This is a genomic window from Thioalkalivibrio sp. ALE9 (assembly GCF_000377445.1).
Taxonomy (GTDB): Bacteria; Pseudomonadota; Gammaproteobacteria; order Ectothiorhodospirales; family Ectothiorhodospiraceae; genus Thioalkalivibrio.
In genome coordinates, this window is the sequence record NZ_KB898122.1 from 144,280 (window position 1) to 170,488 (window position 26,209).

The window sequence follows — 26,209 nt, forward strand, 5'->3', positions numbered from 1 at the left end:
GCGTTGCTCAGACGTGGCGGAACATGCCGACATCCGGCGCGGCGTCGCGCGGGTTGGATTCGGCTTCCTTCTCCAGATCCTTGATCAGCTTGGCGTGCTTCTCTTCCAGATCATGCATCGCCTTCTCGTCCAGCTTCGGGAAGATGACGTCGCGGATGAACGAACCCAGTTCGTCCAGGCAGCTCGGCCAGTACTTGTCGTTCAGGTGGAACGAGTGGTGGGCGTGGGTGCCCATCGGGTAGCTGTCGAACTTGCGGATCATGGTGTAGGACAGGTCGCTGTCCTTCTCGACGAAGTCCTTGGCCCAGTCGTACCACCACTTGTAGTACTTCTCCTGCAGGTCGTCGTTGAACCCGTGGTTCTCGAAAAAGGCGGCGATCGTGCCGCGCGGGGCGAGGCCGTAGCGCGTGCCGCGCTTGCCAGCAAACGGGAAATGTCCAGCCATGCCAATCTCCTGGGACGTTTGAGTGTCCGGGGCGCGCGGCCCCGGTAGAACGGATTCGTGGCGCCGGAAGTTTACCGGCTGACGGCCAGGAATCAAGGCCGGTTCGGTTCAGGCGTTGTCGGGTGCGGCTTCGGATTCGGTGGCGCTCTCGTCGCGGCTGGCGGTCGGCTCCGGCTCGAACTGGCTGTCGATCCAGTTCTTCGCGGCGATCAGCAGGCCCATGGCCATGAAGGCGCCCGGGGGCAGCAGGGCCAGCAGGAAGCCGTGCTCGGAGGGATAGAGCTGCAGGGTCATCCCGTGCCCCCACTCGCCGAACAGCAGGTGGGCATTGGCCATCAGCGTGCCCTGGCCAAGGACCTCGCGCAGCGCACCCAGGGCGATCAGCACGCCGGTGAAGCCCAGTCCCATCATCAGGCCGTCCAGGGCGGCGCGCGGCACCGAGTTGCGCGAGGCGAAGGCCTCGGCGCGACCGATGATGGCGCAGTTGGTGACGATCAGCGGGATAAAGATCCCGAGGATCAGGTACAGCCCGTGGAACCAGGCATTCATCGCCAGCTCGATCGCGGTGACGATGGAGGCAATGATCAGCACGTACACCGGGATGCGGATCTCCGGGCGCGCGTGGTTGCGGATCAGCGAGACCAGCACATTGGACAGCAGCAGGGTCAGGGTGGTCGCGATGCCGAGGCCGATCGCGTTGACCATGGTGCCGGAGATCGCCAGCAGGGGGCACAGCCCCAGCAGCTGCACCAGCCCGGGGTTGTTGTGCCACAGGCCGTCGCGAATGATGTCGGTCAGGGTCGGGTTCATCGGCTTGCCTCGTCGTCCCCGTGGTCCTCGGGCCGCGGGAGCGGTTCCGCCATGGAGCGGGCTTCGTCGGGCCGGGTCGCCAGCAGCTCCTCGCGGTGTTCGTCGAAGTATTGCAGCGTGCGATAAACGGCGCGAACCACCGCACGCGGGGTGATGGTGGCGCCGGTGAACTGGTCGAAGACGCCGCCGTCCTTGCGCACGTGCCAGTCCTCGGCCGGGGGGTTCCCCAGCGAGCGGCCGTCGAAGTCGTGGATCCAGTCGGAGCGCTCGGCCTCGATGGCGTCTCCCAGACCCGGGGTCTCGCGATGCGCGGAGACGCGCACCCCCTGGAGCTCGCCGTCGCGATCTACGCCGATCAGCAGGTGGATGTCGCCACTGTAGCCATCGCGCGCGATCGCGGAAAACACGATGCCGACCACTTCGTCATCGGCATCGCGGGCGAACCAGGCCGGCAGGTGGTCACCGCCCAGGAGGTCATGGCCGAGATCGATGGTGTCGTGCACGGGGTCGTTCCGGTAATCCAGGTCGCCGGTCAGCTCCGCGATGCGGTTGCGGTTGACCGCCATGCGGTTCTCCTCGATGCGGGCCTCGGTCGTGCCCTGGACGAGGGCGACGATCCCCGCCCCGGCGGCCGCAAAGCCGGCGAGCAGGGCGGTGGCCAGCAGGATGTCGCGGGGCTTCAGGTCAAGCATGCCCGTCCCCCGGCGGCGGTCCGCGGCGCGAGCGCCCGAAGATGCGCGGCCGCGTCAGGTGGTCCAGGGTCGGGGCGACCATATTCATCAGCAGCACGGCGAAGGCGACCGCATCCGGGTAGCCGCCCCAGGTGCGGATAATGAAGATCAGCACGCCGATGCCGGCGCCGTAGAGGATGCGACCCAGCGGCGTGGTGGAGGCGGAGACCGGATCGGTGGCGATGAAGAAGGCGCCGATGATGACCGCGCCACTGAAGACGTGGAACGCCGGCGAGGCAAAGGAGTCCGGGTCCAGCATCCAGAAGAAGCCGGCCGGGATGGCCACGCCCAGGATCACCGCCAGCGGGATATGCCAGTGGATGATGCGCCGGAACAGCAGGTACAGGCCGCCGAGCAGGAAGAAGTTGCCGATCCACTCCCAGCTGGTCTCGCTGAAGCTGCCGAACAGCGGGCTCGCGGTGACCTCGCTGACGGTCCGCCCGGCCCCCAGGCCCTCGCGCATTGCGTCCAGGGGCGTGGCGCGCGTGATCGTGTCCCACTCGAGTGCGGCCGGTAGGCTGCCGGTGAGCACGGTCTGCAGCGTCTGGCCCAGGCCCAGCGACAGGTCGGAGAGGGTGTCCGGCGCGGGCCACAGGGCCATCTCCCGCGGGAACGAGACCAGCACGACCACGTAGCCGACCATCGCGGGGTTGAACGGGTTGTAGCCGAGCCCGCCATACAGGTGCTTGGCCACCACGATCGCGAAGGCGATACCGATCAGGGTGACCCAGATCGGCGTCAGCGGCGGTACGGCAAGGGCGAACAGCCAGCCGGTCACGATGGCCGAGTTGTCGCTCAGGGTGGCCATGACCGGGCGCTTGCGGGCCGCCACGATCGCAGCCTCGAAGGCCACGGCGAACAGCACCGCCAGGACCACGTTGACCAGGACGCCCCAGCCGAAGAACCAGGCCATGGCCAGGGTGCCGGGTACCAGGGCCATCTGGACCTGCTGCATAACCCCGCCCACCGAGTGGGCCGGGATCATGTGCGGCGAGGATTCGGTGCGAAAGCGCATCAGCGGCCGCCCGAGTCCGTGGAATCGCGTGGGCCGGATTCGCTGGATGCGCCGGCCTCCCCGGTGCCCGCGTTGTCCTGTCCGTCCCCGGTGGTCTCGGCAGTTTGTCCGGCCTTGGCGGCCTTGCGCGCGCGTGCGCGTTCCAGCGCGGCCTGGATGGCGGCCTGCTTGTCGTCGTCGGCGCCTTCCTCGCCCTCCTTCTTCTTCACCGCTGCCTTCTTCCTGGCCATGCGCTCGGCCTTCTCGCGCTCCTCGCGCTCGATGCGCTCCTGGCGGAACTCATAGCGTTCGCGGGCGATGTCGGACTTCTGCCGTTCCTTCTCGCGCGCCCAGATTTCGTTCTTGGCGTAGCGATAGTACTGCACCAGCGGGATGTTGCTGGGGCAGACATGCGCGCAGCAGCCGCACTCGATGCAGTCGAACAGGCCGTAGTCCTGGATCGCGTCGAAGTCCTTGGCCTTGGCCTGCCAGTAGAGCTGCTGCGGCAGCAACTGGGCGGGGCAGGCGGCCGCACACTCGCCGCAGCGGATGCAGGGCATCACCGGCCCCGGGGGCGGGGTGTCCTGGGGGCGGGTGGCGAGCAGGCAGTTGGTGCCCTTGATCACGGGGATGGCGTCGTCGTGGACCGCGAAACCCATCATCGGGCCGCCCATCACCAGGCGATCCACCCCATCGGCGTAACCGCCGGTCGCGGCGATGACGTCGGCGAACGGGGTCCCCAGCAGGGCCTCGACATTGCGCGGGTGCCGCACGCCCGGCCCGGTAACGGTGACGATGCGCGACAGCAGGGGGCGCCCCTGGATGATCGCGTCGCAGACCGCCTTGAAGGTGCCGGGATTGTTGCAGACCATCCCGACATCGGCCGGAAGACCGCCGCTGGGAACCTCCTGGCCGGTCAGCACCTTGATCAGCTGGCGTTCGCCGCCGGTGGGGTAGAGGGAGGGGACCGAGACCAGCTGGATCAGCTCGCGCAGTTCGCCCGGCAGGTTTTCGGTGAGGGCCCGCATCGCCTCGGGCATGTTGTCTTCCACCGCGAACAGCACCCGTTCGACGTCCAGCAGGTGGGCGACGATGCGAATGCCCTCGAACACCGCCTCCGGGGCGGTGCGCAGCAGCATGTCATCGGCGCTGATGTAGGGCTCGCACTCGGCCCCGTTCACGATCAATGTATGGATGCGCTGACCGGCGCGCGGGTTGAGCTTGACCGCGGTGGGAAAGGCGGCCCCGCCCAGCCCGACGATGCCGGCGTCGCGGATGCGCTGGCGCAGCTTGCGCGGCTCGCGGGTATCCCAGTCCAGCCAGGGTTCCATGCGGGTGTCGCCCCAGTCGTCGCGCCCGTCGGTCTGGATGACCACGCAGGGGGCGTCCAGACCGGAGGGATGGGGCACCGCGTGCGGGGCGATCTCGATCACCTCCCCGGAACTGGGGGCGTGCACGTGGGCGGCGATATATCCCTTGGACTGGCCGATGCGCTGACCCTTGGTCACGTAGTCGCCGACCGCCACGCAGGGCTCCGCGGCCTCGCCAATGTGCTGGCCCAGCGGGACGATCAGCTGCGGAGGCACGCCCATCACCAGCACCGGATCGCGGGTGCTGGCTTCGGTCTCGTCGGCCAGTTTCAGGCCCCCGTGGAAGCGATGCAGCTGCATAAGCGTATTCTAACGGTTTGCGGACATCCGACTCAGTCGGAAGCCCCCGAACCGTCCGCGATGGCGTGGATGGGCCGCTTGATGGGCTGCTCGATGGGCGAGCGTTCCGGTTCCGACCAGCGCCATTCGGTGATGTCGGTGCCGACCGGAACCATGGTGATGCAGTCGACCGGACAGGGCTCGATGCACAGCTCGCATCCGGTGCATTCCTCCTCGATCACGGTGTGCATCTGCTTGGCGGCCCCGAGGATGGCATCGACCGGGCAGGCCTGAATGCACAGGGTGCAGCCGATGCAGATGTTCTCGTCGATGATCGCGACGGCCTTCTCCTGCTCTTCTTCCTCCAGCGGGGTGGGCTCGCGGTCGAGCAGGTCAGCCAGGGCCTGGACCGTGGCCTGACCGCCGGGCGGGCAGCGGTTGATGTCCGCCTCGCCGGCGGCGATGGCCTCGGCATACGGCCGGCAGCCGGGGTAGGAGCACTGGCCGCACTGGGTCTGCGGCAGCAGGGCGTCGATCTGGTCCACCACCGGGTCGGCCTCGACCCGGAAGCGCTGCGCGGCGAACCCCAGGATCAGCCCGAATGCAGCGGCCAGGCCGCCGATCGCGAGGATGGCGTAAAGCACGCTCACAGCCGCACCAGCCCGGAAAAGCCCATGAACGCCAGCGACATCAGCCCGGCGGTGACCATGGCGATGGCGCTGCCGCGGAACATCACCGGCACATCGGCCACGGCGATGCGCTCGCGGATCGCGGAGAACAGGATCAGCACCAGCGAAAACCCGACTGCGGCGCCGAAACCGTACAGGGCCGACTCGACAAAATTGTGTGCCTCCTGGACGTTGAGCAGGGCCACGCCCAGCACCGCGCAGTTGGTGGTGATCAGCGGCAGGAAGATCCCCAGCACGTTGTAGAGCAGGGGCGAGGTCTTGCGCACCACCAGCTCGGTGAACTGCACCACCGCCGCGATTACCAGGATGAAGGCGATGGTGCGCAGGTATTCCAGCCCGAGCGGGGTCAGCAGGTATTCATTGATCACGTAGGAACTGACGGCGGACAACGTCAGGACGAAGGTCGTGGCCAGGCCCATGCCGGTGGCCGTCTCGACCTTGCGCGAGACCCCCATGAACGGGCACAGGCCCAGAAACTTCACCAGTACGAAGTTGTTCACGAGGATCGTACTGATGAGGATCAGGACGTATTCCACGAAAAATCCGAGTCGTCAGGTCAACAACACAGTATCGGCGACGGGCGGTTCCCGCTCAACCCTTCCCGCGGCGGGGCGATTGCCCTTTCCGGGCGCGAAACCTAGGGAGACGCTGATTGAATCGCACGTCCGCGCTCGAGTCGCTTTTGCGTGCGAACAAGGCGCGGTGACTGCCGTGCAGTCATTCTGCACAAGGGAGCCGCAACGCCGTGCGCACGCAAAAGCGGCCGAGCCCCTGCTTTCTATGGCTTGTGGGGTTGGTGCCCCCTGTTCCCCGATCCTGCGTTGCGCCGCTTGCGGGTAGAACCACTACCCGCTACACGACGCGCCTTGTCTCGGAAAACAGGGGGCACCAACGCGGACGTGCGATTCAATCAGCATCTCCCTAGTCCGGCGCGTGGCCGAGGCCGGGAATGTCGAGTCAGATTAGCGCCCGTCGGCGGTGTCGGAGATGAGCGAGGTCAAGGGCCGCACCGGATGGTCGTCCTCGGCCTGGGGGTCCGCGGCCGGGCGAGCGGTCAGCAGCCAGGCCTGGTGGGCGGCGTCCAGCTCGTCACGGCGGGTGGACAGCACCAGCACGGTCTCCGGCGTCAGGCCGATCTCCTCCGCGAGACGACGGTAGCTGCCGGCATCGCGGCGGCCACCGATGCGGGTGTCGAACAGTCCGGTCAGGTGTTGTTCGACCTCCGGGTGCGGGCCGTGGCGCAGCCAGTCGCGCTGTACCGGTGCCGGGGTCGCGCCGAAGCTGTACAGGGCCACTCCGCTGCGGTGCAGCCGGTCCAGCGTCGCGGCGGTTTCCCGGGAGAGTTGTGGCTGCAGGGCCCCGGCCTCCAGCGCATCGGCCCAGACCATCCCCTGGAGCTGGCGCACCGGCGTGATGTCCTGCCCGCCCCGGATCCACGCGCGGATCTGGGACAGCAGCCCGTCCACGTCCAGCTCGCGCCCGGAGTAGGCGAGGATGTCCGTCAGCGTCCGCTGGACCGCGGTGGACTCGGCGTGACGCTCGAGGAAGTCCGGCAGCGCCTCGAGGGCGTGCGGTTCCAGCGTATCGCGCAGCACGCCGGACGGGGCGAGGACCCCCTCGAAGGCCAGGATGACGGCCTGGGGGGCGGGGTGAGCGGAGGTCGGGGTCATAGGGGTAGCTGGCGGGCCAGCGTTTCGCATTCGAACATGAACTCGAAGGCCTCGGTGCGCTGCATGGCCCGTTCCACCGTCTCGCCCCAGGTGTAGAGCCCGTGACCACCGATCAGGTAACCGGCAAGTGCCGGGTCGCGGTCCATGGCGGCGTCGACCCGGGCGGCCAGCTGCTGCATGTCCGGCTCGTTGGCGAACACCGGGATGCGGATGCCGCGCGCGGGGTGTTCGCAGCCGGGGAGTTCGCGCAGGGCCTCGTAGTCGCGCAGCAGCAGTGAGCCCGTGACCTGCCGCGACAGCACGGTACCCTGCACGCTGTGCGTATGCAGGACGGCGCCGAGCTGCGCGTCGCGGCGGTACATGATGATGTGCAGGAAGGTCTCGGGGCCGGGTTCGCCGCTGCCGGTGACCCGATGCCCTTCGAGATCCACCACCATGAAGTCGTGGGCGTCCAGCAGGTCCTTGCTGCGCCCCGGGGCGGTAATCACGATATGCCGGTCGTCCAGACGCGCGGAGAAGTGCCCGGTGCGCGCGGGGAGCCAGCCGCGGTCCGCGAGTTCGCGTCCGGCTTCGGCCAGCAGGCGAACCTGCGCTTTGAATTCGGGGCTTTGTTCCATGCGTCCGGGTGTCGACAAAAGAGCGGCAGCTTACGCGAGGCTCGGGTGCAAATCCATGGGCCGCGCGCGTTCCATGCCGTTCTCGTCGGTTGCGGTGGGCATCACTTGACGCGCATGCCGGGGCGGGCCCCGTCATCCGGGTTCAGGATGTAGAGCTCCGACCCACCCGGGCCGGCGGCCAGCACCATGCCCTCGGAGACGCCGAAGCGCATCTTGCGCGGGGCCAGGTTGGCGACCATCACGGTATACCGGCCGATCAGGTCCTCCGGGGCGTAGGCGGACTTGATGCCGGCGAATACCTGGCGCGTCTCGGAACCGATATCCAGGGTGAGTTTCAGGAGTTTGTCGGCGCCGTCCACGTGCTCGGCATTGGCGATGCGGGCGATACGCAGATCGACCCGGGCAAAGGTATCGAAGTCGATGGTCTCGGCAATCGGGTCCACGTTCGCCTCCGTGGCCTGTTCAGGGGCCGCGTTGTCGGGGCTGGCGGTCTCGCGGGCGGCCAGAGTGGCCTTCGAGGCCTCCAGCAGCTTTTCGATGGTCTCCGGCTCGATGCGCGTCATCAGCGGCTTGAACTTCTGGATGGAACGTCCGATCAGGGGTTCGCGGTTCGCCCAGCGGGTGTCGTCCAGGTTCAGGAACGCGGCGGCGTCGGCCGCCAGCTTCGGCAGCACCGGGGCGAGATAGACAATCAGGATGCGGAACAGGTCCAGCCCCTGGGTGTTGATGGCCTGCACCTCGGCCTCGCGACCTTCCTGCTTGGCCAGCACCCAGGGCTGGGCCTCGTCGATGTACTGGTTGGCCTGATCCGCCAGCGCCATGATGCGGCGCATCGCCTGGGCGAACTCGCGCCGCTCGAATGCCGCCGCGATCGCCTCGCCCTCGGCGACGAAGGCGTCGTGCAGGTCCGGGCGCGGGAGTTCCGCGGCCAGCTGGCCGTCGAAGCGCTTGTGGATGAAGCCGGCGCAGCGGCTGGCGATGTTGACCACCTTGCCGACCAGGTCCGAGTTCACGCGCTGCACGAAGTCGTCCAGGTTCAGATCCAGGTCGTCGACCCCGTCCCCCAGTTTGGCGGCCAGGTAGTAGCGCAGCGATTCGGGGTTCAGGTGGTCCAGGTAGTCGCGGGCGCGGATGAAGGTCCCGCGCGACTTGGACATCTTCTGGCCGTTGACCGTCAGAAAGCCGTGGCAGAAGACCGCCGACGGGGTGCGAAAGCCCGCGCCATGCAGCATGGCCGGCCAGAACAGGGTGTGGAAGTAGGCGATGTCCTTGCCGATGAAGTGGTACAGCTCGGCGTCGGAGTCCGCGCCCCACCAGGCGTTGAAGTCCAGGCCCTGCTGCTCGGCGAAGGCGCGAAAGCTCGCCATGTAGCCGATCGGGGCGTCCAGCCACACGTAGAAGTACTTGCCCGGGGCGTCGGGGATCTCGAAGCCGAAGTAGGGCTTGTCACGGGAGATGTCCCAGTCGCTCAGGCCGGTCTCGAACCATTCGTCCAGCTTGTTGCGGATCGCGTCCTGCAGACGGCCGGAGCGGGTCCAGTCGCGCAGGAAGGCCTCGAAGTCGCCCAGCTTGAAGAAGTAGTGCTCCGAGGCGCGTGACTCCGGGCGCGCGCCGCTGATGGCCGATACCGCGTCTTTCAGGTCCATCGGGCTATAGGTCGCGCCGCAGGCCTCGCAGGAGTCGCCGTACTGCTCCTGCGCGCCGCATTTGGGGCAGGTGCCCTTGATGAAGCGATCCGGCAGGAACATCCCGGCCTCGGGGTCATAGGCCTGGTCGATGGTGCGGATCTCGATGTGCCCGGCGTCGCGCAGGGCCTTGTAGATCTGGCCGGCCAGCTCGCGGTTCTCGTCGGAGTGCGTCGAGTGGTAGTGATCAAAGCCGATCAGGAATTCGCTGAAGTCGGCCTCGTGTTCCTGGCGCACCCGCGCGATCAGTTCCTCGGGTTCGATGCCCTCGGCACGGGCCTTGAGCATGATCGGCGTGCCGTGGGCGTCGTCCGCGCAGACATAGATCACCTCGTGGCCCCGCGCACGCTGGAACCGCACCCAGATGTCGGTCTGGATGTATTCCACCAGGTGTCCGAGATGGATCGGGCCGTTGGCGTAGGGCAGGGCGCTGGTGACGAGGATCTTGCGCGGGGTGTCGGTCATTGCTTGGCTCGTGATGGGCGGCGCCGGGCCGCGGGTGCAGGGGCGCTATTGTCGGGTGTGTCCGGCGGCTTGTCGAGGCGCAGCGCGGGCTGGGCCCGCTTGTCCACAGAAGCTGTGGATAAGTCTGTGGGAAACCCGGTGGAATCGGTCGCTACCCCTTGCCACACAAGGGCGCATGACAAATTGGTTAAAAATCGACCAACCCAAAAGAAAGCCAATAAAACATGAATTTAAACAACTATTGTGCAGCGTTTTGGACGTTTGTGCGGCTATCTAGGCCTGTCTTCCCCGTATGCGCCATGTTTGTGCATAAAACCGTTGCGAAAGGCTTGACACCCGGCCGGATGAGCATGTTTGGGCCCCGGGAAAGGACTGGCACTGCGTGTTGCCATTGGCGTGCCGTACCGGTGCCAGTAGAATCGCGCGGTCACCCTTCAATTGCTGGATGGAACGAACACCATGGCCGAACTCTCGCGCGAGCAGATCGAAAACGCCCTGAAGACTGTTCAGGACAAGTACCTGGAGCAGGATTTGGTGGCCGCCGGCGCGGTCAAGGACATTCAGGTGGAGGGCGCGCGCGCCTCCATTGCCATCGAGATGGGCTACTCCTCGAACGGCTATCACGACGAGCTCCGCGCAGCCATCCAGGGGGCGCTGGCCGGTGTCGCCGGGCTGGAATCCTCGGAAGTGACCATCAACACCAAGGTCACGACGCACGCGGTGCAAAAGAGCCTCAAGCCGATGGCGGGGATCAAGAACATCATCGCCGTGGCCTCCGGCAAGGGCGGGGTGGGCAAGTCCACCACCGCGGTGAATCTGGCGCTGGGCCTGGCGGCCGAGGGCGCGCAGGTCGGCATCCTGGATGCGGACATCTACGGCCCCAGCCAGCCGCGCATGCTGGGCATCAAGGGCAACCCGGAGTCCAAGGATGGCAAGAGCATGGAGCCGCTGGAGCGCCACGGCGTACAGGCGATGTCCATCGGCTTCCTGATCGAGGAGGACACGCCGATGATCTGGCGTGGCCCGATGGTGACCCAGGCGCTGGAGCAGCTCCTGAACGAGACTAACTGGAAGGATCTGGACTACCTGATCATCGACCTGCCGCCGGGCACCGGCGACATCCAGCTGACGCTGTCGCAGAAGATTCCGGTGTCCGGCGCGGTGATCGTGACCACGCCGCAGGACATCGCGCTGCTGGACGCCCGCAAGGGCCTGCGCATGTTCGAGAAGGTCGAGGTGCCGGTGCTGGGCATCATCGAGAATATGAGCATCCACATCTGCTCGAAGTGCGGCAACGAAGAGTACATCTTCGGCCAGGGCGGGGCGGAGAACATGGCCGAGGAGTACGGCGTGGATATGCTGGGCGCCCTGCCGCTGGACATCCGCATCCGCGAACAGGCCGATGGCGGCGAGCCCACCGTGATCGCCGACCCGGATGGGCGCATTACCGAGATCTATCGCGAGATCGCGCGGCGCACCGGCGCCAAGCTGGCGGAGCAGTCCAAGGACTACAGCAGCAAGTTCCCCAATATCGTGATTCAGAACAACTGATCCGGCGAACCGCCGACCAGGGACAGGGCCAATGAGCATCAAGTCGGACCGCTGGATCCGGGAGATGGCCGAGACGCAGGGCATGATCGAGCCCTTCGAGCCCGGCCAGATCCGCTACCGCGACGAGGAGCGGATCGTGTCCTACGGCACCTCCAGCTACGGCTACGACGTTCGCTGTTCGGATCATTTCAAGATCTTCACGAACATCAATTCCAGCATCGTCGATCCCAAGGGCTTCGACGAGGGCAGCTTCGTGGATGTGCAGTCGGATGTCTGCATCATCCCGCCCAACTCCTTTGCCCTGGCGCACACGGTGGAGTACTTCCGTATCCCGCGCGATGTACTGACCATCTGCCTGGGCAAGTCCACCTATGCCCGCTGCGGCATCATCGTGAACGTGACCCCGCTGGAGCCCGAGTGGGAGGGCCACGTGACGCTGGAGTTCTCCAACACCACGCCGTTGCCGGCCAAGATCTACGCCAACGAGGGTGTGGCGCAGATGCTGTTTCTGCAGTCCGACGAGGTCTGCGAGACGTCCTACAAGGATCGCGGCGGCAAGTACCAGGGGCAGCGCGGCGTCACCCTGCCGCGGACCTGACACCCACCAAATCCCCCGGAGGACCGCCATGCGCATCGTGATCGCGCTGGGCGGCAACGCCCTGTTGCAACGTGGCGAGACCCCCTCGGCCGAGGCCCAGCAGCGCAACGCGCAACAGGCCGCCGAGGCGATCGCCGCCGTGGCGCGCGAGCACGAGGTGGTCGTCACCCACGGGAACGGGCCGCAGGTTGGCTTGCTGGCCAATCAGGCGGAGTGCGATCGCATCGCCTGGCCGCTGGACGTTGTCGGCGCCGAGAGCCACGGCATGATCGGCTACATCCTGGCGCGCGAGCTGCACAACGCACTGGGGCATGACCGGGTGGCGAGCCTGCTGACGCAGACCGAGGTCGACCCCAACGATCCGGCCTTTGGCCATCCGGAGAAATTCATCGGCCCCACCTGGGATGAGGCCCGTGCTCGTGCGCTGGCCGACGAGCGCGGTTGGGATATCGCGCCCGACGGCGAGGGTTGGCGGCGCGTGGTAGCCTCGCCCGAGCCGCAGCGCCTGTTGGGCATGGAGGCAGTACGCTCCCTGGTGGATAGTGGCGCTGTCGCGATCTGCGCCGGTGGCGGGGGTGTGCCAGTCGTGCGCGACGCGGCCGGGCGCCTGCAGGGCATCGAGGCTGTGGTCGACAAGGACCTGACGGCCGCCCGTCTGGCCGCGCATGTCGAGGCCGACTGGCTGCTGATGCTGACCGATGTCGACGGCGTCTATATGGACTGGGGCACGCCGGACGCTAGGCGCTTGAAGGCCCTGCTGGTCACGGCCGTGGAGCCGGCGGCCTACCCCGCGGGTTCCATGGGCCCGAAGATGGAGGCGGCGCGGCGCGCGGCGCAAGGCGGCATCCGGGTCGGGATCGGTGCGCTGGGGCATGCCGCTGATATCCTGGACGGCCAGGCCGGGACCCGCATCCTGCCGGTCGGGACCGTCTGACAGCGAATCCGCAGCCAGGCGGGTCTCAAGGGCGTGTGCCAAGCCCGTGATCTTCACGCCGGCGCTTGCGCGCCGGGCCGCGGGCTTGCACGCTTTGACCTGAAAACACCCGAGAGCGATAGCGATGCGAGAGATTCAGCGAGCGACCCCCCTGGTGATCGGACTGACCGCCGTGGGCCTGCTGGCCCTGGGCTGTGGCAACGGCGCGCCGGAGGAGGAGTCGGTGGGTGCACCCCAGAGTCTGGGGGAGGGGGGACTAACCCCTCAGGATATGTCCAGTGACGAGGCCCGGCGTCCGCAGCAGTCCGGCATGCCGGCCGCGGACGTGAAGCGCACCACGGACTGACGGACCCGCGGGGGCGCCTGCCCATGCGTGCCCCTTGCCCTCACCACATCAGGTCATCGGGGACGACGTAATCCTTGTAGGGGTCGTCCGGGTCGGGCTCGGACGACGCATCATCCTCGGCCGGAATCACCAGCGGCCATTCCGGATCGCGCTCGCGGATGCGGTTCGCTGTCTCCCGCGGGATGACCCGGAAGCCCTTCTCCGGTCGGATATCCAGCCCCGCAATCGCGGCGCGCCCGTCGGCGAGGCGCTTTTGCAGATCCGCTGTCACCGGTAGGTGACGGATCTGCCCCCCCTGCTGAAAGTGATAGTCCAGCGCGGCATCGCCCGTGGGGATCGGCGCCAGGTGGGTGCTGACCAGCTCGCGGATCTGCGCGTGGCGGGCGCGGCGTTCGGCACGCTCCTGCTGTTCGCGGTTCTTCTGCCGCGAGCGTTCGGCCTGCTCGGCCTTGCGCGCCTCGGCCACGCCGGGCTCGGGGCCGGTCTTGCGGTCCTTCTTCTTTTTCGCGTTGCCCTTTTGCGCCTGATGCTTTTGCGCCTTGGCCTTGCGAACCTGTTTTTCGTCCACCAGCCCCGTCTTCAGGAGCTGGGTGCGCAGATCGTCGGACATGAATCCTGCCGTGTAGGGTCTGTATGCCGGGGAGGATAGCCGGAACCGCCAGCGCATGCAGCCGGCATGCCGCTACGTACGTCCCTGCGTGGACACGCTATTGAGAACACCCATCCGGAGTGTGTGGCGCGTCGCGGATCTCGGCCTCCGGCAATGCGGGGAACAGCGTGTGCAGTCGGCGCCGGTGGTTCACGGCGTGGGACCGGCTATCCGGCGTCGAGAGCTGGCGGGCCTGCGCGAGCAGTTGCAGGCCCGCCAGGCGCTCGCTCTGGAGTTCGAGCGCGAGTACCGCGCGGTAGAGCGTGTCGCGCTCGGGGGTGTGCAACTGGCGGCGCAGGGCGCGGATGCGTCCGGTGGCTGAGGTCTGCCAGCGGCGGGCGGTTTGCGCGAGCCGTTGCCACTGAGAGGTCGTCAGCGGTCGGGGGTACCACAGGGCGAACAGCGCCAGCATCACATCCACCCCGAAGTCCTCCTGCCAGCGCAGCAGGCGCGCGCGTGCATCGGGGTTGGCCCAGAGGGTTCCGGCGAAGCGCCAGAAGGCCTCGAAGTCCGTCGACGGCTCCTCCGGGGTGCCTCCGGATTCAGGCACTGCTCGCGGCGGAGGAGGTGAACGTCACCCCGGCGGTGTTCCGCAGACTCTCGGGCTCCAGGATCTCGAGGTCGCGGGTGTGCAGGCTGATTACGCCCTGGTTGCGCAGCTGGGTGAACAGTCGGCTGATGGTCTCCTGGGTCAGGCCCAGGTGGTTGGCGATGTCGGCGCGCGACATCGGCAGGTAGAACCGCTCGGGGGACAGGCCGCGAGTGCGCTGGCGTTCCGACAGCCCCACGAGGAATGTCGCCAGGCGCTGCTCGGCCGTGCGCTGGGCAAGCAGCGCATGCAGGCTTTCGTCCTGCGCGAGCTCCTGGCTCATCACGCTCATCATGTGCTGGCGGAACGTGGGCAGGCGCCCGGCGAGGTCGTCGACATGCCCGTAGGGCACGGCACAGACGCTGGTGGATTCCAGGGCCACGGCACTCACCGGGTGCTTGCCCGAATGGATCGCGTCCAGTCCCAGGAGGTCGCCGGCCAGGGCAAAGCCCGTGATCTGTTCAGTGCCGTCATCGGAGATCAGCACCGTCTTCAGCGCCCCCGTGCGGACCGCATACAGCGCGTCGAACTTGGCCCCCATGGTGAACAGGGCCGCGCCCTTGGCGATCGGCCGGCGCTGCTGGACGATCTCGTCGAGCTGCCAGAGCTCGTCCTGCGGCAGGCCGACCGGCAGGCAGAGCTGGCGCAGGGTGCAGTGCTGACAGGCTTGGGTGGGTCGTAGCGTCATGAGTGCAGGGTAGCCGTTTTTTCGGAATTGGGGAAAGGGATTTTCGGGGTCTGCCATCACGCTCGGGAATGCGCTACTGTCCCTGTGGAATGCAGGTGATTCGGGTCGGGGTTATTACGGGTCTCGAAGCGGCGCCGGCCGCCCACTTCACCGCGCGCGGCATCAGGCATGGACAACGCGAGATAACAATATTTAGACTCAGTTTACATTGGGTGGCGCGGCAACGGCCTGGAACCCACGCGTTGCGCACGGGCCGCCGAGACAAGGACAGGGGTCAAGATGATCGAGCGGTTACTCGAGCAATACATGCGCTACGGGACCTTTGTGCTGCGGCACCCGGATGGCCGCGAGCAGCGTTTCGGTAGCGGTACGCCGGAGATCGCGATGCAGCTGCATGACCGGGCGGCGCTGCGCAAGATCGGTCGCGATCCGGGGTTCCAGCTGGGCGAGACCTACATGAACGGCATGTGGTCGCCTGGCCCCGAGGGCCTGCAGGTGTTCCTGGATGTGGCTATGCGCAACTTCGCGCCGATGTTCCAGCAGCGTGTCAATCCGGCGGTGCGTATGCTCCGGGCGCTGATCGAGCAGGGCAACAAGGTGGCGCGCTGCTATCAGAACATCGCCCATCATTATGATGTCGACGAGTGGCTTTATCGCCAGTTCCTGGACGAGGGCATGTTCTACAGTTGTGCCTACTTCGAGCGGCCCGATATGACGCTGGAGGAAGCGCAGCAGGCCAAGTGCGCGATGCTGCGCAGGAAGCTGCGCCTGGAACCCGGCATGCGGGTCCTTGATATCGGTTGCGGCTGGGGCGGCCTGGCCTTCCATCTGGCCGAGCACGCGGACGTGCAGGTCGACGGCGTGACACTGTCCCGGGAGCAGCTGCGGGTGGCCCGGGAGGAGGCCGGGCGACGCGGGCTGGAGGACCGGGTGCGGTTTCTCTACCAGGACTACCGCGAGCACGAGGACCAGTACGACCGGATTGTCAGCGTCGGCATGTTCGAGCATGTCGGCACACCCAACTACGGTACGTTCTTCCAGCGGGTACACGACCTCCTGACGCCCGACGGCATCGCCGTGCTGCATACCATCGGGCGGCAGGAGCCGCCGGGCACCTCCAACCCGTGGCTCAGCAAGTACATCTTTCCGGGCGGGTACACCCCGGCGCTGTCCGAGGTGATGAGTGCGCTGGAACCCACCCCGCTGTACACCACGGATATCGAGTTCTGGCGGCTGCACTATGCCGAGACACTGGCCGAGTGGTACCGCCGATTCCAGAAGGTCCGGGCCGAGGCCGTGACGCGCTTCGACGAGCGCTTCTGCCGCATGTGGGAGTTCTATCTGGCCAGTTGCGAGGGGACCTTCCGCTGGTGGGGACAGGTGGTCTTCCACGTGCAGATGGCCAAGCAGCAGGACGCGGTGCCGCTTACGCGCGACTACCTCTATCGCGACGATGCCTCCGAGGTGGTCTCGATCCCGCCCGGCGAGGCCCAGGCACGGCGCAGCAACGCGGCCTGAGGGGTGGCCGAATGCGCCGGGAACGGCGCGAAAACGGGGCCCGGAGCGCGCGAACCGAACGTACTTTCCCTACACTAATGGGGACGTTGCGGCCATGCCGGCGGTGACCATCCATTCCGGAGCAGGGGCGCGTGTTCGGTCGCTTTCGTAAACGCAGGGAGGCACCGGGTCAGGAAGACCCGCAGGCCGTCGGGCCGTCGCAGGAGAACGTCCTGATCGAGGCGGCCGGCCGCAGCCGCATCACCGAGGTGGCGGCCACCGCGCGGCGCGTCCCCTGGTCGCTCAATTTCCTCCAGCTGCTGTGGGCGGCGGGACCGGTCACGTTCCTGGCCATGCAGGGCGGGTACTTTCTCGGTTTCGGGCATGCCGCCCCGGCACAGAACTTCATCTTCTTTGCCGTCTACACCCTGCTGTTCGGGGTGATCGGCCTGGTGGCGCGCTTTGTTGCCGATGCCACCCGCGGAAAACGCCAGGAACAGTCGCGCGAGCAGCTGCGCAACACGATCGACCTGCTGCCGGACCTGCTGTTCGTGACCCGTGATCTGGCCATGAGCGAGCTCGCACCGGATATGCGCCGGCGCAAGGCGGCCGAGGTGCTGCTTCACGAGGTGGATATCTCGCCCGAGGGGGTGGCCGTCGCGGTACGCGAGATGACCGGCGATACCAGCCTGGCGGCTGCCGCGGAGCAGATCGAGGTCTATCGCCGCCTGGGCCTGCGCTCGCGCGTGGGCGATCTGGTGGGCGCGACCGAGGATTCCCGGCTCGCGGCCCTGGAGAAGCTGCACCACGAGGCCCCGGAGGTCGCCGACCTGCTGCGCGATCGGCTGCGCGGCGTGGCGCCGACCCAGGACGATGGCGTGCGCCGGGTGGACCAGTTCCTGGACCGCCTGTTTTCCGCCGCCGATGCCGACGACCTGGCCCGGTGCACCCTCGACGATGTGCAGGCGATCTTCGTGCTCGCGTTCGAGCTCGTGAACGGGCGCCAGATCAAGCGCCTGAGCTTCGAATGGTCCGGTGGCTGGCAGCTCGGGGCCGCCCTGGATCGACTGGAGTCCCAGGGCAACCGCTTTCGCGTGGCGCAGGCCGGGGTGGTCAGCCGCCTGCGCTCGCTCGGTATTCTGCTGTCCCAGAGCGATGCCTCGGGGCTGGACCCGCAGGTCCTGCGCGAGCCCGTAACCGACCTGGGGCGCCAGGTCCTGGAGGCACTGCGTACCCTGGAGGATCGGGAACCCGACGAGCATTCGCCGGAAGGCCAGCTCCTGGGGCTGGCACTGCGTCGGGTCGAGGACCTGCGCGAGGCGCGCGACCAGCTGATGCAGGCGCAGAGCCGTTACGCCAATGCGGTGGAGCGCTGGGAGGCCCTGCGCCGCGCCCAGGTGGAGAAGCGGGGCGAGAAGCGCTGGTTCAAGCGCAGTGTGCGCGGTATCCGGGTCAGCGAGGAGCTGATCGAGCTGACCGATGACCAGAAGCTGAAGCTGGCCAACGACTTCTGCAACTTCCTTAAGGAGTTGAAGATCCAGCGCGAAGGCGACCTGTTCTACTTCGGGGGGGCGGCGCTGGACGCCGAGACGGCCAAGCGCATCGGCATCCAACTGGCCCTGATCCTGGAGCCGCTGGTGGACCTCACCAACCCGAGCATCCAGCGCGCCATCTACGCCAACCCGGCCGCGTATCTTGGGGGGCTGTATGTGGGCATGAGCGCGGATGCCAAGGCGGGTCTGGGCTCGGCCATGGTGCGCAAGGTCCGCCAGGATCTCGGGCGCATGGCCGAATGGCTGGCGATGCGCCTCACGCGTATCTATCACCTGCCTTTGAGCGATTCCATGCGCGATTTCCTGGTCGAGCAGTACGGCGCCAACCGCGAGCGCCTGGACATGCTGGCAACGCATGCCGGGGACGAGTCGCATCCCGTGGCACTGCGCGCCGAGCGGTCGCCCGAGTTTGACGCCATGCTGCAGGACAAGACCTGGGGCCTGCTGCTGAAGCGCGGGACCCGCTATCTCCACGCCGAGGAGCGGCGCCGCCGCTGATGATCCGTCGCGACGGGCCTGGTTCGACGGTTCCGGTTGTGCGAGATCGAGTCTCCCCCGGCTGGTAATTTTGCGCCCAATTGTGTAGTGTTCGCCGCGTTCCCCGGTGCCCGGCCAGGCTCGACCTGGCGGGTTAAACGGGAAGTTCGGTGAGTCCAGACGGGTCCTCGGGAGCCGCGGGCGAAACCGACGCTGCCCCCGCAACGGTGATCGAGCGAGGGACCGTCCGACGGTCCCTGATGGTCGCGGCCAGTGCCACTGAACATAAGGTTCGGGAAGGCGCCGCACCGGAACGCTCGTCAGCCCGGAGACCGGCCAGGGAATGATCGCGCGGCATGCGGCGGGCATGCGAGGCGGATGATCGGGCCTGGCCGTTAGCCGGTTGAGGCCGATCCCCCTCGTGTCTGTCTCCCCCTGTTCGCGCGATCCCGACGAATCAACGGCGTGCGGGCGGCTCGCCGGGAGACACGGACGACATGAAACGCACAGCACTTTCCACGGCCATCCTGCTGGCCACCAGTCCCGCTCTGGCGGATACGCCGGATACCAACGACGCGCAGACCCTGGAAACCGTCCAGGTCACCGCCTCTCGCATCGCGCAGACCGTCGACGAGACGCTCGCTTCGGTGACCATCATCGACCGCGAAGAGATCGAGCGCCTGCAGCCCCAGCAGTTCACCGATCTGCTGGAGGGCCGCGCCGGGATCGAAACTTCCCAGAACAGCGCCTTCGGCAAGACAACTTCCGTCTACACCCGCGGGACAAGCTCCGACCACACCCTGCTTCTGATCGACGGCGTGCGCATGGGGTCGGCCACCAGTGGTGGCGCAAGCTGGCAGTTCCTGCCACCGGAGGAGATCGAGCGGGTGGAGATCGTGCGCGGTCCGCGCACCAGCATCTACGGTTCCGATGCGATTGGTGGCGTGGTGCAGACTTTCACTCGCGAAGGCCGCAAAGGGCCTCCGAAAGTCAACGCGTTTGTCGGCGGTGGCAGTTTCAATACCCGCGAGGCCGGGGTTGGTGTCGCGGGTGGTACCGAGAGCACGAACTACAGTTTCTCGCTCAGCCACTTCGCGACCGACGGCATCAATGTGCAGGACGATGTCGGTGACGACGAGCGGGATGGCTACGACAACACCTCGTTGGCAACCAAGGTCTCGCACCGTCTGGATAATGGCGTCGAGTTCTTCGGGAATATTCTTTATTCGGAGGGCACGACCGAATTCGACAGTGGCTCGATCTTCTCGCCGGATGAATCCGACTTCGTCCATGCCGCGCTTCGCGCCGGCGTGAGAATTCCCGTCACTCAGCGTTGGGACACCGAGCTCTCTGCAGGGCACAGTCGCGACGAATCGGACAACTTTCTTGAGGGGGAATTCTTTTCCCAGTTCGATACCCGTCGCGATATGGTCAATTGGCGCAACGACATTGTGGTTGCGGACAATATCCTCGTCATCACCGGTATCGACGCCTACGAGGATCGTGTGGCGAGCGATACCGTTTACGACGAGGATTCGCGCTACAACCTAGGAGCGTATTCCGTTGTTCAGGTCGACATGGGTCGCCACGACCTGGAAGGCAGCCTGCGCTACGACGACAACGAACAGTTTGGTGACAAGGTCACGGGACAAGTGGCCTGGGGCTTTCAGATGACCGACCCGCTGCGTCTGCGGGCGTCCTACGGCACTGCGTTCAAGGCGCCGACTTTCAACGACCTGTACTTCCCCGGGTTTGGTAATACCGACCTCGAGCCGGAGGATTCGCGGAGCCTCGAAATCGGGGCGCGCTACACACGCGAGGCCTACTATGCCGATGCTGCCGTCTTCCGCACGGAACTGGATCAGATGATCAGTTTTGATCCCGTTGCATTTCGGGCTGAGAACATCGATGAAGCACGTATTCAGGGAATCGAGCTGGAAGCGGGTTACGAAAGCCCGCGCTGGGCTTCTCGCGCTTCCCTTACGCTGATGGACGCCGAAGATCGTGAGACTGGCAAGGAACTTCGCCGGCGCTCGCCCGTGACGGCCCGGTTCGATCTCGATCGGAATCTCAACCGTTTTTCGGTTGGGGGCTCAGTGATTGCCAAGAGCCGGTCGTTCGACGATCAGGATAACGATGTTCGACTGTCCGGATACGGCCTGATGAACCTGCGCGCGAGCTATCAGATTGCGCCGGAATGGCAGCTTCAGGCGACGGTCAATAATGTGTTCGACAAGGACTACGAGACCGCCCTTGGCTACAACCAGCCGGGCCGGGCCGCGTTCTTGAAGCTGCGCTACCAGCAGAGGTGATTCATGGGTAATCGACTGTCAAAGATTGCGACCCGTACGGGTGACGAAGGCCGGACCGGCCTCGGTGATGGCTCGCGGGTAGACAAGGACAGCCACCGCGTCGAGGCCTTTGGCGACGTGGACGAGCTGAACAGTGTCGTGGGCCGGGTGCTGGTCCACGACCTGCCCGAAGAGGTCCGTCGTTCGCTGGCTCTGGTGCAGCACGAGTTGTTTGATCTCGGAGCGGAACTGGCCGTGCCGGGGCATCAGGCCCTCCCGGAGGCTTCCGTGGAGCGTCTGGATGTGGAGCTGGAGTCCTTCAACGCCGATTTGCCCGCCCTGAAGGAGTTCATCCTTCCGGGCGGGGGTCCCGCTACGGCCGACTGTCACATTGCGCGTACCGTCTGCCGGCGTGCGGAACGGCGTCTGGTGGCGCTCAATCACCACGAGGCATTGCGTCCGGCGTCGCTGGCCTATGTCAACCGGTTGTCGGATCTCCTGTTCGTGCTCTGCCGTGTGCTGGCTCGTCACGAAAACGGTGCGGAGGTCCTCTGGCAGCCGGCCAACCAGCGCGGCTGACGGGTCTTCTTGGGGGCGCCGCGCTGGCGGCGTCCCATTCCCATTGCAACGGTCGAGGCGTGTCGAGTACACGCCTCGCACCCTGTTGCACCTGTTTATCGGGAAGTTTCCATGCGTTTTCGTTGCACGATCCTGAGCGTTTTCGCGCTTTTCCTTTTCGGAATGGTCCCGGCCCATGCGGGTCCGCTCGTGGTGGGTGTGGTCTCCGATCGCTCGGCGGCGGAGGTGGCCGCAGGCGCGCATCGTTTCCTGGAGGCCTATCCGCAGGCGGAGGTGATCCTGCGGACACCGGAGCAGCTCGCGGACAAGTCGGACGAGGCGGTATCGGCGCTGTGGCGGGAGGCCGACGCCATACTCGTCGCGGCTGTTTTCGGGGACCAGGCCGCGCGCCTCGACCGTCTGTTGCGGGAGACCCCGCCGCCCGAGGGGGCCCCGATTCTGGCCATTAACAGCGTGCGTCACCTGACGGCCCTGTCCCGGATCGGCGGCGAGGCCGTACTCGTGGGTCTCGATGACGAGAAGCGCACCGAACTGGCGGCCAACCCCGACCCGGGCGAAGACCCGCGCGTGCACCTGGCCCAACAGCGGGAGCGTTTCCCCGAACAGGCAGACTGGCTGACCGGGCGCGCGTTCTATCAGGGGCGTACGCCGGAGAACATGGAAGGCCTGATGCGCTGGCTGGCCGCGCGCGGCGGGCACGAGATCGAAGTTCCGGAGCCGGACCCGCGCGAGACCATCCGCTATTACCGGCATGGGAACTCCACTCCCGACCCGGACGATCTCGAGCTGGACGACGGGCCCGCCGTGGCGTTGCTGGACCTGGACACCGGTGACCGACCGGGAGACCGCGCGCTTCTGGACGCAGCCTGCGAAGCCCTGGAGGCGCGAGACATCCAGTGCTTTGCGGTGCTGGCGCGCTGGGGCGGGGCCAGCCGCGAGGCGGTCGAGACGCTGGCCGAGGCGGCCGGGCCGGCGGATCTGGCGGGTATCGTCAGCCTGCAGGACTTCGTGGTCGGTGGGGGCGGCAACCGCCAGGCGGTGGCCGAGGCCTTCGGCGCGCTGGATGTCCCGGTGATCAAGGGGATCCGCCTGGCGGATGTGAGCGCAACCCAGTGGCGGCTCTCGCACGAGGGTATCCCCTGGGACAAGGTCCACTATCACGTGGCCATGCCGGAGTTGCAGGGCATGAGCCAGCCGATGGTGCTCGCGACCGCGGGCGCGCCGGAACAGGACGAACGCACCGGCGTGCGCCTGACCCTGACCGAGCCGGTCGACGAGCGGGTCGAGGCCCTGGCCGATCGGGTGGCGACCTGGCAGCGGCTGCGCCGCCTGGATAACGCGGACAAACGGGTGGCGGTGGTTTACTACAACCATCCGCCGGGTCGCCAGAACATTGGTGCGGACAAGCTGGATGTCCCCGAGTCGCTGCTGGAGATCCTGCAGCGACTCGAAGCCGCCGGGTACGACCTGGGCGACGCGGTGCCGGAGGACGCCGAGACCCTGCTGGAGATGATCCAGGATCGAGCCGTGAACCTGCCGGAACAGGCGGATGCGCTGGACGCGATCGCCGGCCGGGTCGCCTCGCTGGATCGCGACCAGTATCAGGCGTATTTCGATAGCCTACCGGAGCCCGTTCGGGCCGAACTGGTCGACGGCCCGATCGGCTATCTGCAGGCACGCCTGGAGGCCGCCAGGGCCGCCGATAAGGTCGAGATCGCGCAAGCTGCGCTGGAAAGCGGTGTCGGTGATCTGCGCCACATGCTCGAGAGTTATCCGCACGCGGCGCAGGAGCGGGCACTGGACCTGCTGGCCCAGTACGAGGAGGCCTGGGAGGCCACGCTGGCGGGAGAAGATGCCCACGCGACCACCGAGCAGTTGCGCAAGGCGCTGGTGCGCACGGGCATCCCCGGCCTGACCGGCTGGGGCGACCCGCCGGGCGAGGCGATGACCCGCGATGGCGAGATGCTGTTCCCGGGGATCGAGTTCGGCAATGTGTTCATCGGCCCGCAGCCGCCGCGCGGCTGGGAGGTCAGCGAGCGCCTGCTGCACGCGAATACCACGTTCCCGCCGACCCACCAGTATGTCGGCTTCTACCACTGGATCCGCGATCACTTCGAGGCGGACGCGCTGGTCTACGTCGGGCGTCATTCGACCCGCGAATTCCTGCCGCGCCGGCGCGCGGGGCTGGCACCGGATGATTACCCCGAGATCCTTGGCGGGGCCCTGCCGATCATCTATCCCTACATTGTCGATGGCGTGGGTGAGGGCATCCAGGCCAAGCGCCGCGCCATGGGCGTGATGATCAGCCACCTGACCCCGCCGCTGGCGGCCACCGAGCTCTACGACAGCCTGCTGGAACTGCGCCAGCTGGTGGAGACCTACGAGGCCGCCGCACAGCCGGATGCCGCGACGCGCTCGCGGGCCGCCCAGACCCTGCGCGAACGTATCGAGGACCTTGGCCTGACCGAGACCATCGAGCGTGAACTGGCGCGGGGTCACCATCACGATCACGGGCATCACCATGATGGTCACGGTGATCATCACGAGGGGCATCACGACGAGGATGACACTGGCCATGGCGAAGGCCACGGAGACGAACACGGCGATGAACATCGCGACGCGGACCATCACCGGGAACACGGGGATGAAGAGCACGAACACGCCCATGAGCATGACCACGCGGACGAGCATGCGGATGAGGGCCATGATGAACACGCAACGACCGTGCTGGCGGAGATGGACGAGGAGTTGCTGGTCCACGAGATCGGGCATTACCTGACCGACATGCAGGAAGACCAGATGCCGCTGGGGCTGCACGTGTTCGGACGCGACTGGAGCGACGAGGCTGTGGACACGATGCTCGAGTCGATGGCGGGTGACGACGCGGTCGACGACGACTGGGATGCGAAGCTGCGTGGATCCCCGGCCAGCGAGCGCGCGCATCTGCTGGCGGCGCTCGAAGGCCGTTTCGTGCCGCCAGGGCAGGGCAATGACCCGATCCGTACGCCGGAGGTATTGCCGACCGGGCGCAACTTCCACGCGCTGGCGGCGGACCTGGTCCCCACGCGTATCGCCTGGGGTATCGGTCAGGAGCTGGCTGCGGATGCCCGCGAGCACGGCGATCCCGAGGCGGATGGCAGCGAGGCGATCATCCTCTGGGCGTCAGACACTGTGCGCGACGAGGGCGTGATGATCGCCTTTGGCATGGACATGCTGGGCATTCGTCCGGCCTGGAACAGTCGCGGGATCGTCCAGGGGCTGGAGCGCATGGACCTTGATGAAGCTGGGCGCGATCGACGTCGCGATGCCCTGTTTACCACCTCCGGTCTGTTCCGCGACCTCTACGAGGACCAGCTGGTGTGGCTGGACCGGGCCGCGCGCCTCGCGCTGGACGGATCGTCCGAGACCATTCTTGCCGAGTACCCCGAGCTGGAAGAGGCACTGGAAGCGGCCCTGGCCCCGCTGGGGCAAGACCTGCGCGATCCGGGCACCGAGCCCCTGGCGCGCAACGATGTGGCCGCCCAATGGGTGGAGGACACCCAGGCCCTGCGCGCCGCAGGCCTCAATGGCCTCGAGGCGGGTCAGCAGGCCGCGCTGCGGGTGTTCGGTACCGCCCCCGGGGCCTATGGGGCCGGGGTCAATCGTCTCGCGGACCGTTCCGGCGCCTGGGAGGACCGTGCCGAACTGGGGGCGGCCTATATGCGCCGGATGGGCCACGCCTACGGGGCGGACGAATCCGGTGGCTCCGCGCACGAGGCCTTCGAGGCCCGGCTGGGCCAGGTCGGGCGCACCTATCTCGGGCGCGCCTCGCACCTCTACGGCCTGCTGGACAACGACGACGGTTTTGACTTTCAGGGCGGGCTTTCGACCGCGGTCGAAAGTATTCGCGGCGCTGTGCCGGACAACCGCGTGCTGCAGCACGCCGATCCGGACGACCCGCGGGTGGAGACGCTGGGCCGCGCGCTGATGCGCGAGCTGCAGGGGCAGAACCTGAACCCGCAGTGGATCGAGCCGCTGATGGATCACGGCTATGCCGGGGCCCGCACCATGGCCCGCGACTTCGTCGACAACCTGTGGGGCTGGCAGGCCACCAACCCAGAGATCATCCGCTCCTGGGTCTGGGACGAGGTGCATGACGTGTATCTGCAGGACCGCCACGGCCTGGGCGTGGACGAATTCCTCGCCGACGGCCACAACGTGCATGTGAAGACCCACCTGCAGGCCGTGCACCTGGTCGCGGCCAGCCATGGGTTCTGGGAGGCCGACCCCGAGGTGCTGGATGCCTTGTCCGAGCGCTTCGCGGAACTGGTCGCCGAGCACGGCCTGCCGGGCAGTGGCCACACGCGCCCGGATCACCCGATGCTGGACGAGGTGGCCGAGCGCCTGGAGGACCCCGAACTGCGCGAGGCCTTCGAGGCCGTGCGCGCGTCCGCGCAGATCGATCGCGCACAGGCGGAGGCCGACCCCAGCCGTGTCACCGAGATCCAGCCGCTGGAAGACCCGGCGGCGCAAGAAATGCAGGAGATCCCCGAATCGGCCGAGGCCGACGGCGGGCAGGAGGCTGGCGACGAGGCGGGGGGCATGCCCTGGCTCCCGTGGCTGGTCGCCGGTGTGCTGTTCCTGCTTCTGATCGGTGGTATCGCCGCCGGCCGACGGCGATAACCGCCGCTGGAAATGTCTCCTGTAGGAGGCCAGCCCTCTG

At 67.0% G+C, this 26,209-nt stretch carries 22 protein-coding genes and 1 riboswitch; of the genes, 9 read left to right on the forward strand and 13 right to left on the reverse strand.

Annotated features, from left to right (window positions below):
- Positions 1-7: 7 nt before the first annotated feature.
- From D106_RS0100695 to metG, 10 genes are all read right to left on the reverse strand, one after another.
- Positions 8-445: a hypothetical protein gene (locus tag D106_RS0100695; protein ID WP_018866885.1), complete on the reverse strand. Its 438-nt coding sequence runs from the start codon at positions 443-445 to the stop codon at positions 8-10.
- Positions 446-553: 108 nt separating this feature from the next.
- The gene (locus tag D106_RS0100700) at positions 554-1,255 is read right to left on the reverse strand and encodes an electron transport complex subunit E (RefSeq protein WP_018866884.1); all 702 of its coding nucleotides are present in this window, start codon (positions 1,253-1,255) and stop codon (positions 554-556) included.
- Complete coding sequence (rsxG, locus tag D106_RS0100705) at positions 1,252-1,947, reverse strand: electron transport complex subunit RsxG (RefSeq protein ID WP_018878884.1); 696 nt, start codon at positions 1,945-1,947, stop codon at positions 1,252-1,254. The genes D106_RS0100700 and rsxG overlap by 4 nt, the downstream gene beginning before the upstream one ends.
- Complete coding sequence (rsxD, locus tag D106_RS0100710; protein ID WP_018866882.1) at positions 1,940-3,001, reverse strand: electron transport complex subunit RsxD; 1,062 nt, start codon at positions 2,999-3,001, stop codon at positions 1,940-1,942. Before rsxD ends, rsxG begins: the two co-directional genes overlap by 8 nt.
- Positions 3,001-4,650 (reverse strand): electron transport complex subunit RsxC, encoded by a 1,650-nt coding sequence (gene rsxC / locus D106_RS0100715; RefSeq protein ID WP_018878885.1) that lies wholly within the window; start codon positions 4,648-4,650, stop codon positions 3,001-3,003. Before rsxC ends, rsxD begins: the two co-directional genes overlap by 1 nt.
- 32 nt (positions 4,651-4,682) lie before the next feature.
- Entirely contained in the window at positions 4,683-5,279 is a 597-nt protein-coding gene (gene rsxB, locus D106_RS0100720) for an electron transport complex subunit RsxB (RefSeq protein WP_018878886.1), read from the reverse strand.
- Positions 5,276-5,854, reverse strand: a complete 579-nt coding sequence (gene rsxA, locus D106_RS0100725; protein ID WP_018866879.1) for an electron transport complex subunit RsxA — start codon at positions 5,852-5,854, stop codon at positions 5,276-5,278. The genes rsxB and rsxA overlap by 4 nt, the downstream gene beginning before the upstream one ends.
- Positions 5,855-6,280: 426 nt before the next feature.
- Positions 6,281-6,988, reverse strand: coding sequence for a hypothetical protein (locus D106_RS0100730; protein ID WP_018878386.1), 708 nt, complete (start codon positions 6,986-6,988; stop codon positions 6,281-6,283).
- Positions 6,985-7,605 carry a methylthioribulose 1-phosphate dehydratase gene (gene mtnB / locus D106_RS0100735; RefSeq protein ID WP_018866877.1) on the reverse strand — a complete coding sequence of 207 codons (621 nt, stop codon included), beginning with the start codon at positions 7,603-7,605 and terminating at the stop codon, positions 6,985-6,987. The genes D106_RS0100730 and mtnB overlap by 4 nt, the downstream gene beginning before the upstream one ends.
- Before the next feature lie 101 nt (positions 7,606-7,706).
- Positions 7,707-9,755 (reverse strand): methionine--tRNA ligase, encoded by a 2,049-nt coding sequence (gene metG / locus D106_RS0100740; RefSeq protein WP_018878887.1) that lies wholly within the window; start codon positions 9,753-9,755, stop codon positions 7,707-7,709.
- A 459-nt stretch (positions 9,756-10,214) separates the two neighbouring features.
- Between metG and apbC the strand changes: the two genes are divergently transcribed.
- The 4 genes from apbC (at position 10,215) to D106_RS0100760 (ending at position 13,184) form a co-directional block, all read left to right on the forward strand.
- Positions 10,215-11,306 carry an iron-sulfur cluster carrier protein ApbC gene (gene apbC, locus D106_RS0100745; RefSeq protein ID WP_018866875.1) on the forward strand — a complete coding sequence of 364 codons (1,092 nt, stop codon included), beginning with the start codon at positions 10,215-10,217 and terminating at the stop codon, positions 11,304-11,306.
- Between the two features lie 31 nt (positions 11,307-11,337).
- Positions 11,338-11,904, forward strand: a complete 567-nt coding sequence (gene dcd, locus D106_RS0100750) for a dCTP deaminase (RefSeq protein ID WP_018866874.1) — start codon at positions 11,338-11,340, stop codon at positions 11,902-11,904.
- A 28-nt stretch (positions 11,905-11,932) separates the two neighbouring features.
- Positions 11,933-12,838, forward strand: a complete 906-nt coding sequence (locus tag D106_RS0100755) for a carbamate kinase (protein WP_018875757.1) — start codon at positions 11,933-11,935, stop codon at positions 12,836-12,838.
- 124 nt (positions 12,839-12,962) lie between these two features.
- Positions 12,963-13,184 (forward strand): hypothetical protein, encoded by a 222-nt coding sequence (locus D106_RS0100760; protein ID WP_018866872.1) that lies wholly within the window; start codon positions 12,963-12,965, stop codon positions 13,182-13,184.
- A gap of 40 nt (positions 13,185-13,224) precedes the next feature.
- Here D106_RS0100760 and D106_RS0100765 read toward each other — a convergent pair whose 3' ends face one another.
- The 3 genes from D106_RS0100765 to fnr all read right to left on the reverse strand — a co-directional run bounded on the left by D106_RS0100765 (position 13,225) and on the right by fnr (position 15,110).
- Positions 13,225-13,794, reverse strand: a complete 570-nt coding sequence (locus D106_RS0100765) for a DUF2058 domain-containing protein (RefSeq protein ID WP_018875756.1) — start codon at positions 13,792-13,794, stop codon at positions 13,225-13,227.
- A 97-nt stretch (positions 13,795-13,891) separates the two neighbouring features.
- On the reverse strand, positions 13,892-14,383 hold the full coding sequence (locus tag D106_RS0100770; RefSeq protein WP_018878888.1) for a DUF2390 domain-containing protein: 492 nt from the start codon (positions 14,381-14,383) through the stop codon (positions 13,892-13,894).
- Positions 14,376-15,110 carry a fumarate/nitrate reduction transcriptional regulator Fnr gene (fnr, locus tag D106_RS0100775; protein WP_018866869.1) on the reverse strand — a complete coding sequence of 245 codons (735 nt, stop codon included), beginning with the start codon at positions 15,108-15,110 and terminating at the stop codon, positions 14,376-14,378. Before fnr ends, D106_RS0100770 begins: the two co-directional genes overlap by 8 nt.
- Positions 15,111-15,389: 279 nt before the next feature.
- On the opposite strand from fnr, the gene D106_RS0100780 reads away from it, so the two are divergent.
- The 5 genes from D106_RS0100780 (at position 15,390) to D106_RS0100800 (ending at position 26,169) form a co-directional block, all read left to right on the forward strand.
- A complete protein-coding gene (locus D106_RS0100780) occupies positions 15,390-16,628 on the forward strand; it encodes a cyclopropane-fatty-acyl-phospholipid synthase family protein (RefSeq protein WP_018878889.1) in 1,239 nt (412 codons plus the stop codon).
- Positions 16,629-16,759: 131 nt separating this feature from the next.
- Positions 16,760-18,658 (forward strand): hypothetical protein, encoded by a 1,899-nt coding sequence (locus tag D106_RS0100785; RefSeq protein WP_018878890.1) that lies wholly within the window; start codon positions 16,760-16,762, stop codon positions 18,656-18,658.
- 87 nt (positions 18,659-18,745) lie between these two features.
- Positions 18,746-18,993, forward strand: a riboswitch (cobalamin riboswitch).
- 141 nt (positions 18,994-19,134) lie between these two features.
- Positions 19,135-20,949: a TonB-dependent receptor domain-containing protein gene (locus D106_RS0100790; RefSeq protein WP_018878891.1), complete on the forward strand. Its 1,815-nt coding sequence runs from the start codon at positions 19,135-19,137 to the stop codon at positions 20,947-20,949.
- Positions 20,950-20,952: 3 nt separating this feature from the next.
- Positions 20,953-21,507, forward strand: a complete 555-nt coding sequence (locus tag D106_RS0100795; protein WP_018878892.1) for a cob(I)yrinic acid a,c-diamide adenosyltransferase — start codon at positions 20,953-20,955, stop codon at positions 21,505-21,507.
- A 111-nt stretch (positions 21,508-21,618) separates the two neighbouring features.
- The gene (locus D106_RS0100800; RefSeq protein WP_026280522.1) at positions 21,619-26,169 is read left to right on the forward strand and encodes a cobaltochelatase subunit CobN; all 4,551 of its coding nucleotides are present in this window, start codon (positions 21,619-21,621) and stop codon (positions 26,167-26,169) included.
- The last annotated feature ends 40 nt before the right edge of the window (positions 26,170-26,209 follow it).

Excerpts from the sequence above, each read along its gene's own strand:
- D106_RS0100780 (WP_018878889.1), top strand. The coding sequence starts at position 15,390 with ATGATCGAGCGGTTACTCGAGCAATACATGCGCTACGGGACCTTTGTG.
- dcd (WP_018866874.1), top strand. The coding sequence starts at position 11,338 with ATGAGCATCAAGTCGGACCGCTGGATCCGGGAGATGGCCGAGACGCAG.
- D106_RS0100755 (WP_018875757.1), top strand. The coding sequence starts at position 11,933 with ATGCGCATCGTGATCGCGCTGGGCGGCAACGCCCTGTTGCAACGTGGC.
- D106_RS0100695 (WP_018866885.1), bottom strand. The coding sequence starts at position 445 with ATGGCTGGACATTTCCCGTTTGCTGGCAAGCGCGGCACGCGCTACGGC.
- metG (WP_018878887.1), bottom strand. The coding sequence starts at position 9,755 with ATGACCGACACCCCGCGCAAGATCCTCGTCACCAGCGCCCTGCCCTAC.
- D106_RS0100700 (WP_018866884.1), bottom strand. The coding sequence starts at position 1,255 with ATGAACCCGACCCTGACCGACATCATTCGCGACGGCCTGTGGCACAAC.
- D106_RS0100765 (WP_018875756.1), bottom strand. The coding sequence starts at position 13,794 with ATGTCCGACGATCTGCGCACCCAGCTCCTGAAGACGGGGCTGGTGGAC.
- D106_RS0100790 (WP_018878891.1), top strand. The coding sequence starts at position 19,135 with ATGAAACGCACAGCACTTTCCACGGCCATCCTGCTGGCCACCAGTCCC.
- D106_RS0100795 (WP_018878892.1), top strand. The coding sequence starts at position 20,953 with ATGGGTAATCGACTGTCAAAGATTGCGACCCGTACGGGTGACGAAGGC.
- rsxC (WP_018878885.1), bottom strand. The coding sequence starts at position 4,650 with ATGCAGCTGCATCGCTTCCACGGGGGCCTGAAACTGGCCGACGAGACC.
- D106_RS0100800 (WP_026280522.1), top strand. The coding sequence starts at position 21,619 with ATGCGTTTTCGTTGCACGATCCTGAGCGTTTTCGCGCTTTTCCTTTTC.
- rsxG (WP_018878884.1), bottom strand. The coding sequence starts at position 1,947 with ATGCTTGACCTGAAGCCCCGCGACATCCTGCTGGCCACCGCCCTGCTC.
- rsxD (WP_018866882.1), bottom strand. The coding sequence starts at position 3,001 with ATGCGCTTTCGCACCGAATCCTCGCCGCACATGATCCCGGCCCACTCG.
- D106_RS0100760 (WP_018866872.1), top strand. The coding sequence starts at position 12,963 with ATGCGAGAGATTCAGCGAGCGACCCCCCTGGTGATCGGACTGACCGCC.
- apbC (WP_018866875.1), top strand. The coding sequence starts at position 10,215 with ATGGCCGAACTCTCGCGCGAGCAGATCGAAAACGCCCTGAAGACTGTT.
- mtnB (WP_018866877.1), bottom strand. The coding sequence starts at position 7,605 with ATGGAACAAAGCCCCGAATTCAAAGCGCAGGTTCGCCTGCTGGCCGAA.
- fnr (WP_018866869.1), bottom strand. The coding sequence starts at position 15,110 with ATGACGCTACGACCCACCCAAGCCTGTCAGCACTGCACCCTGCGCCAG.
- D106_RS0100730 (WP_018878386.1), bottom strand. The coding sequence starts at position 6,988 with ATGACCCCGACCTCCGCTCACCCCGCCCCCCAGGCCGTCATCCTGGCC.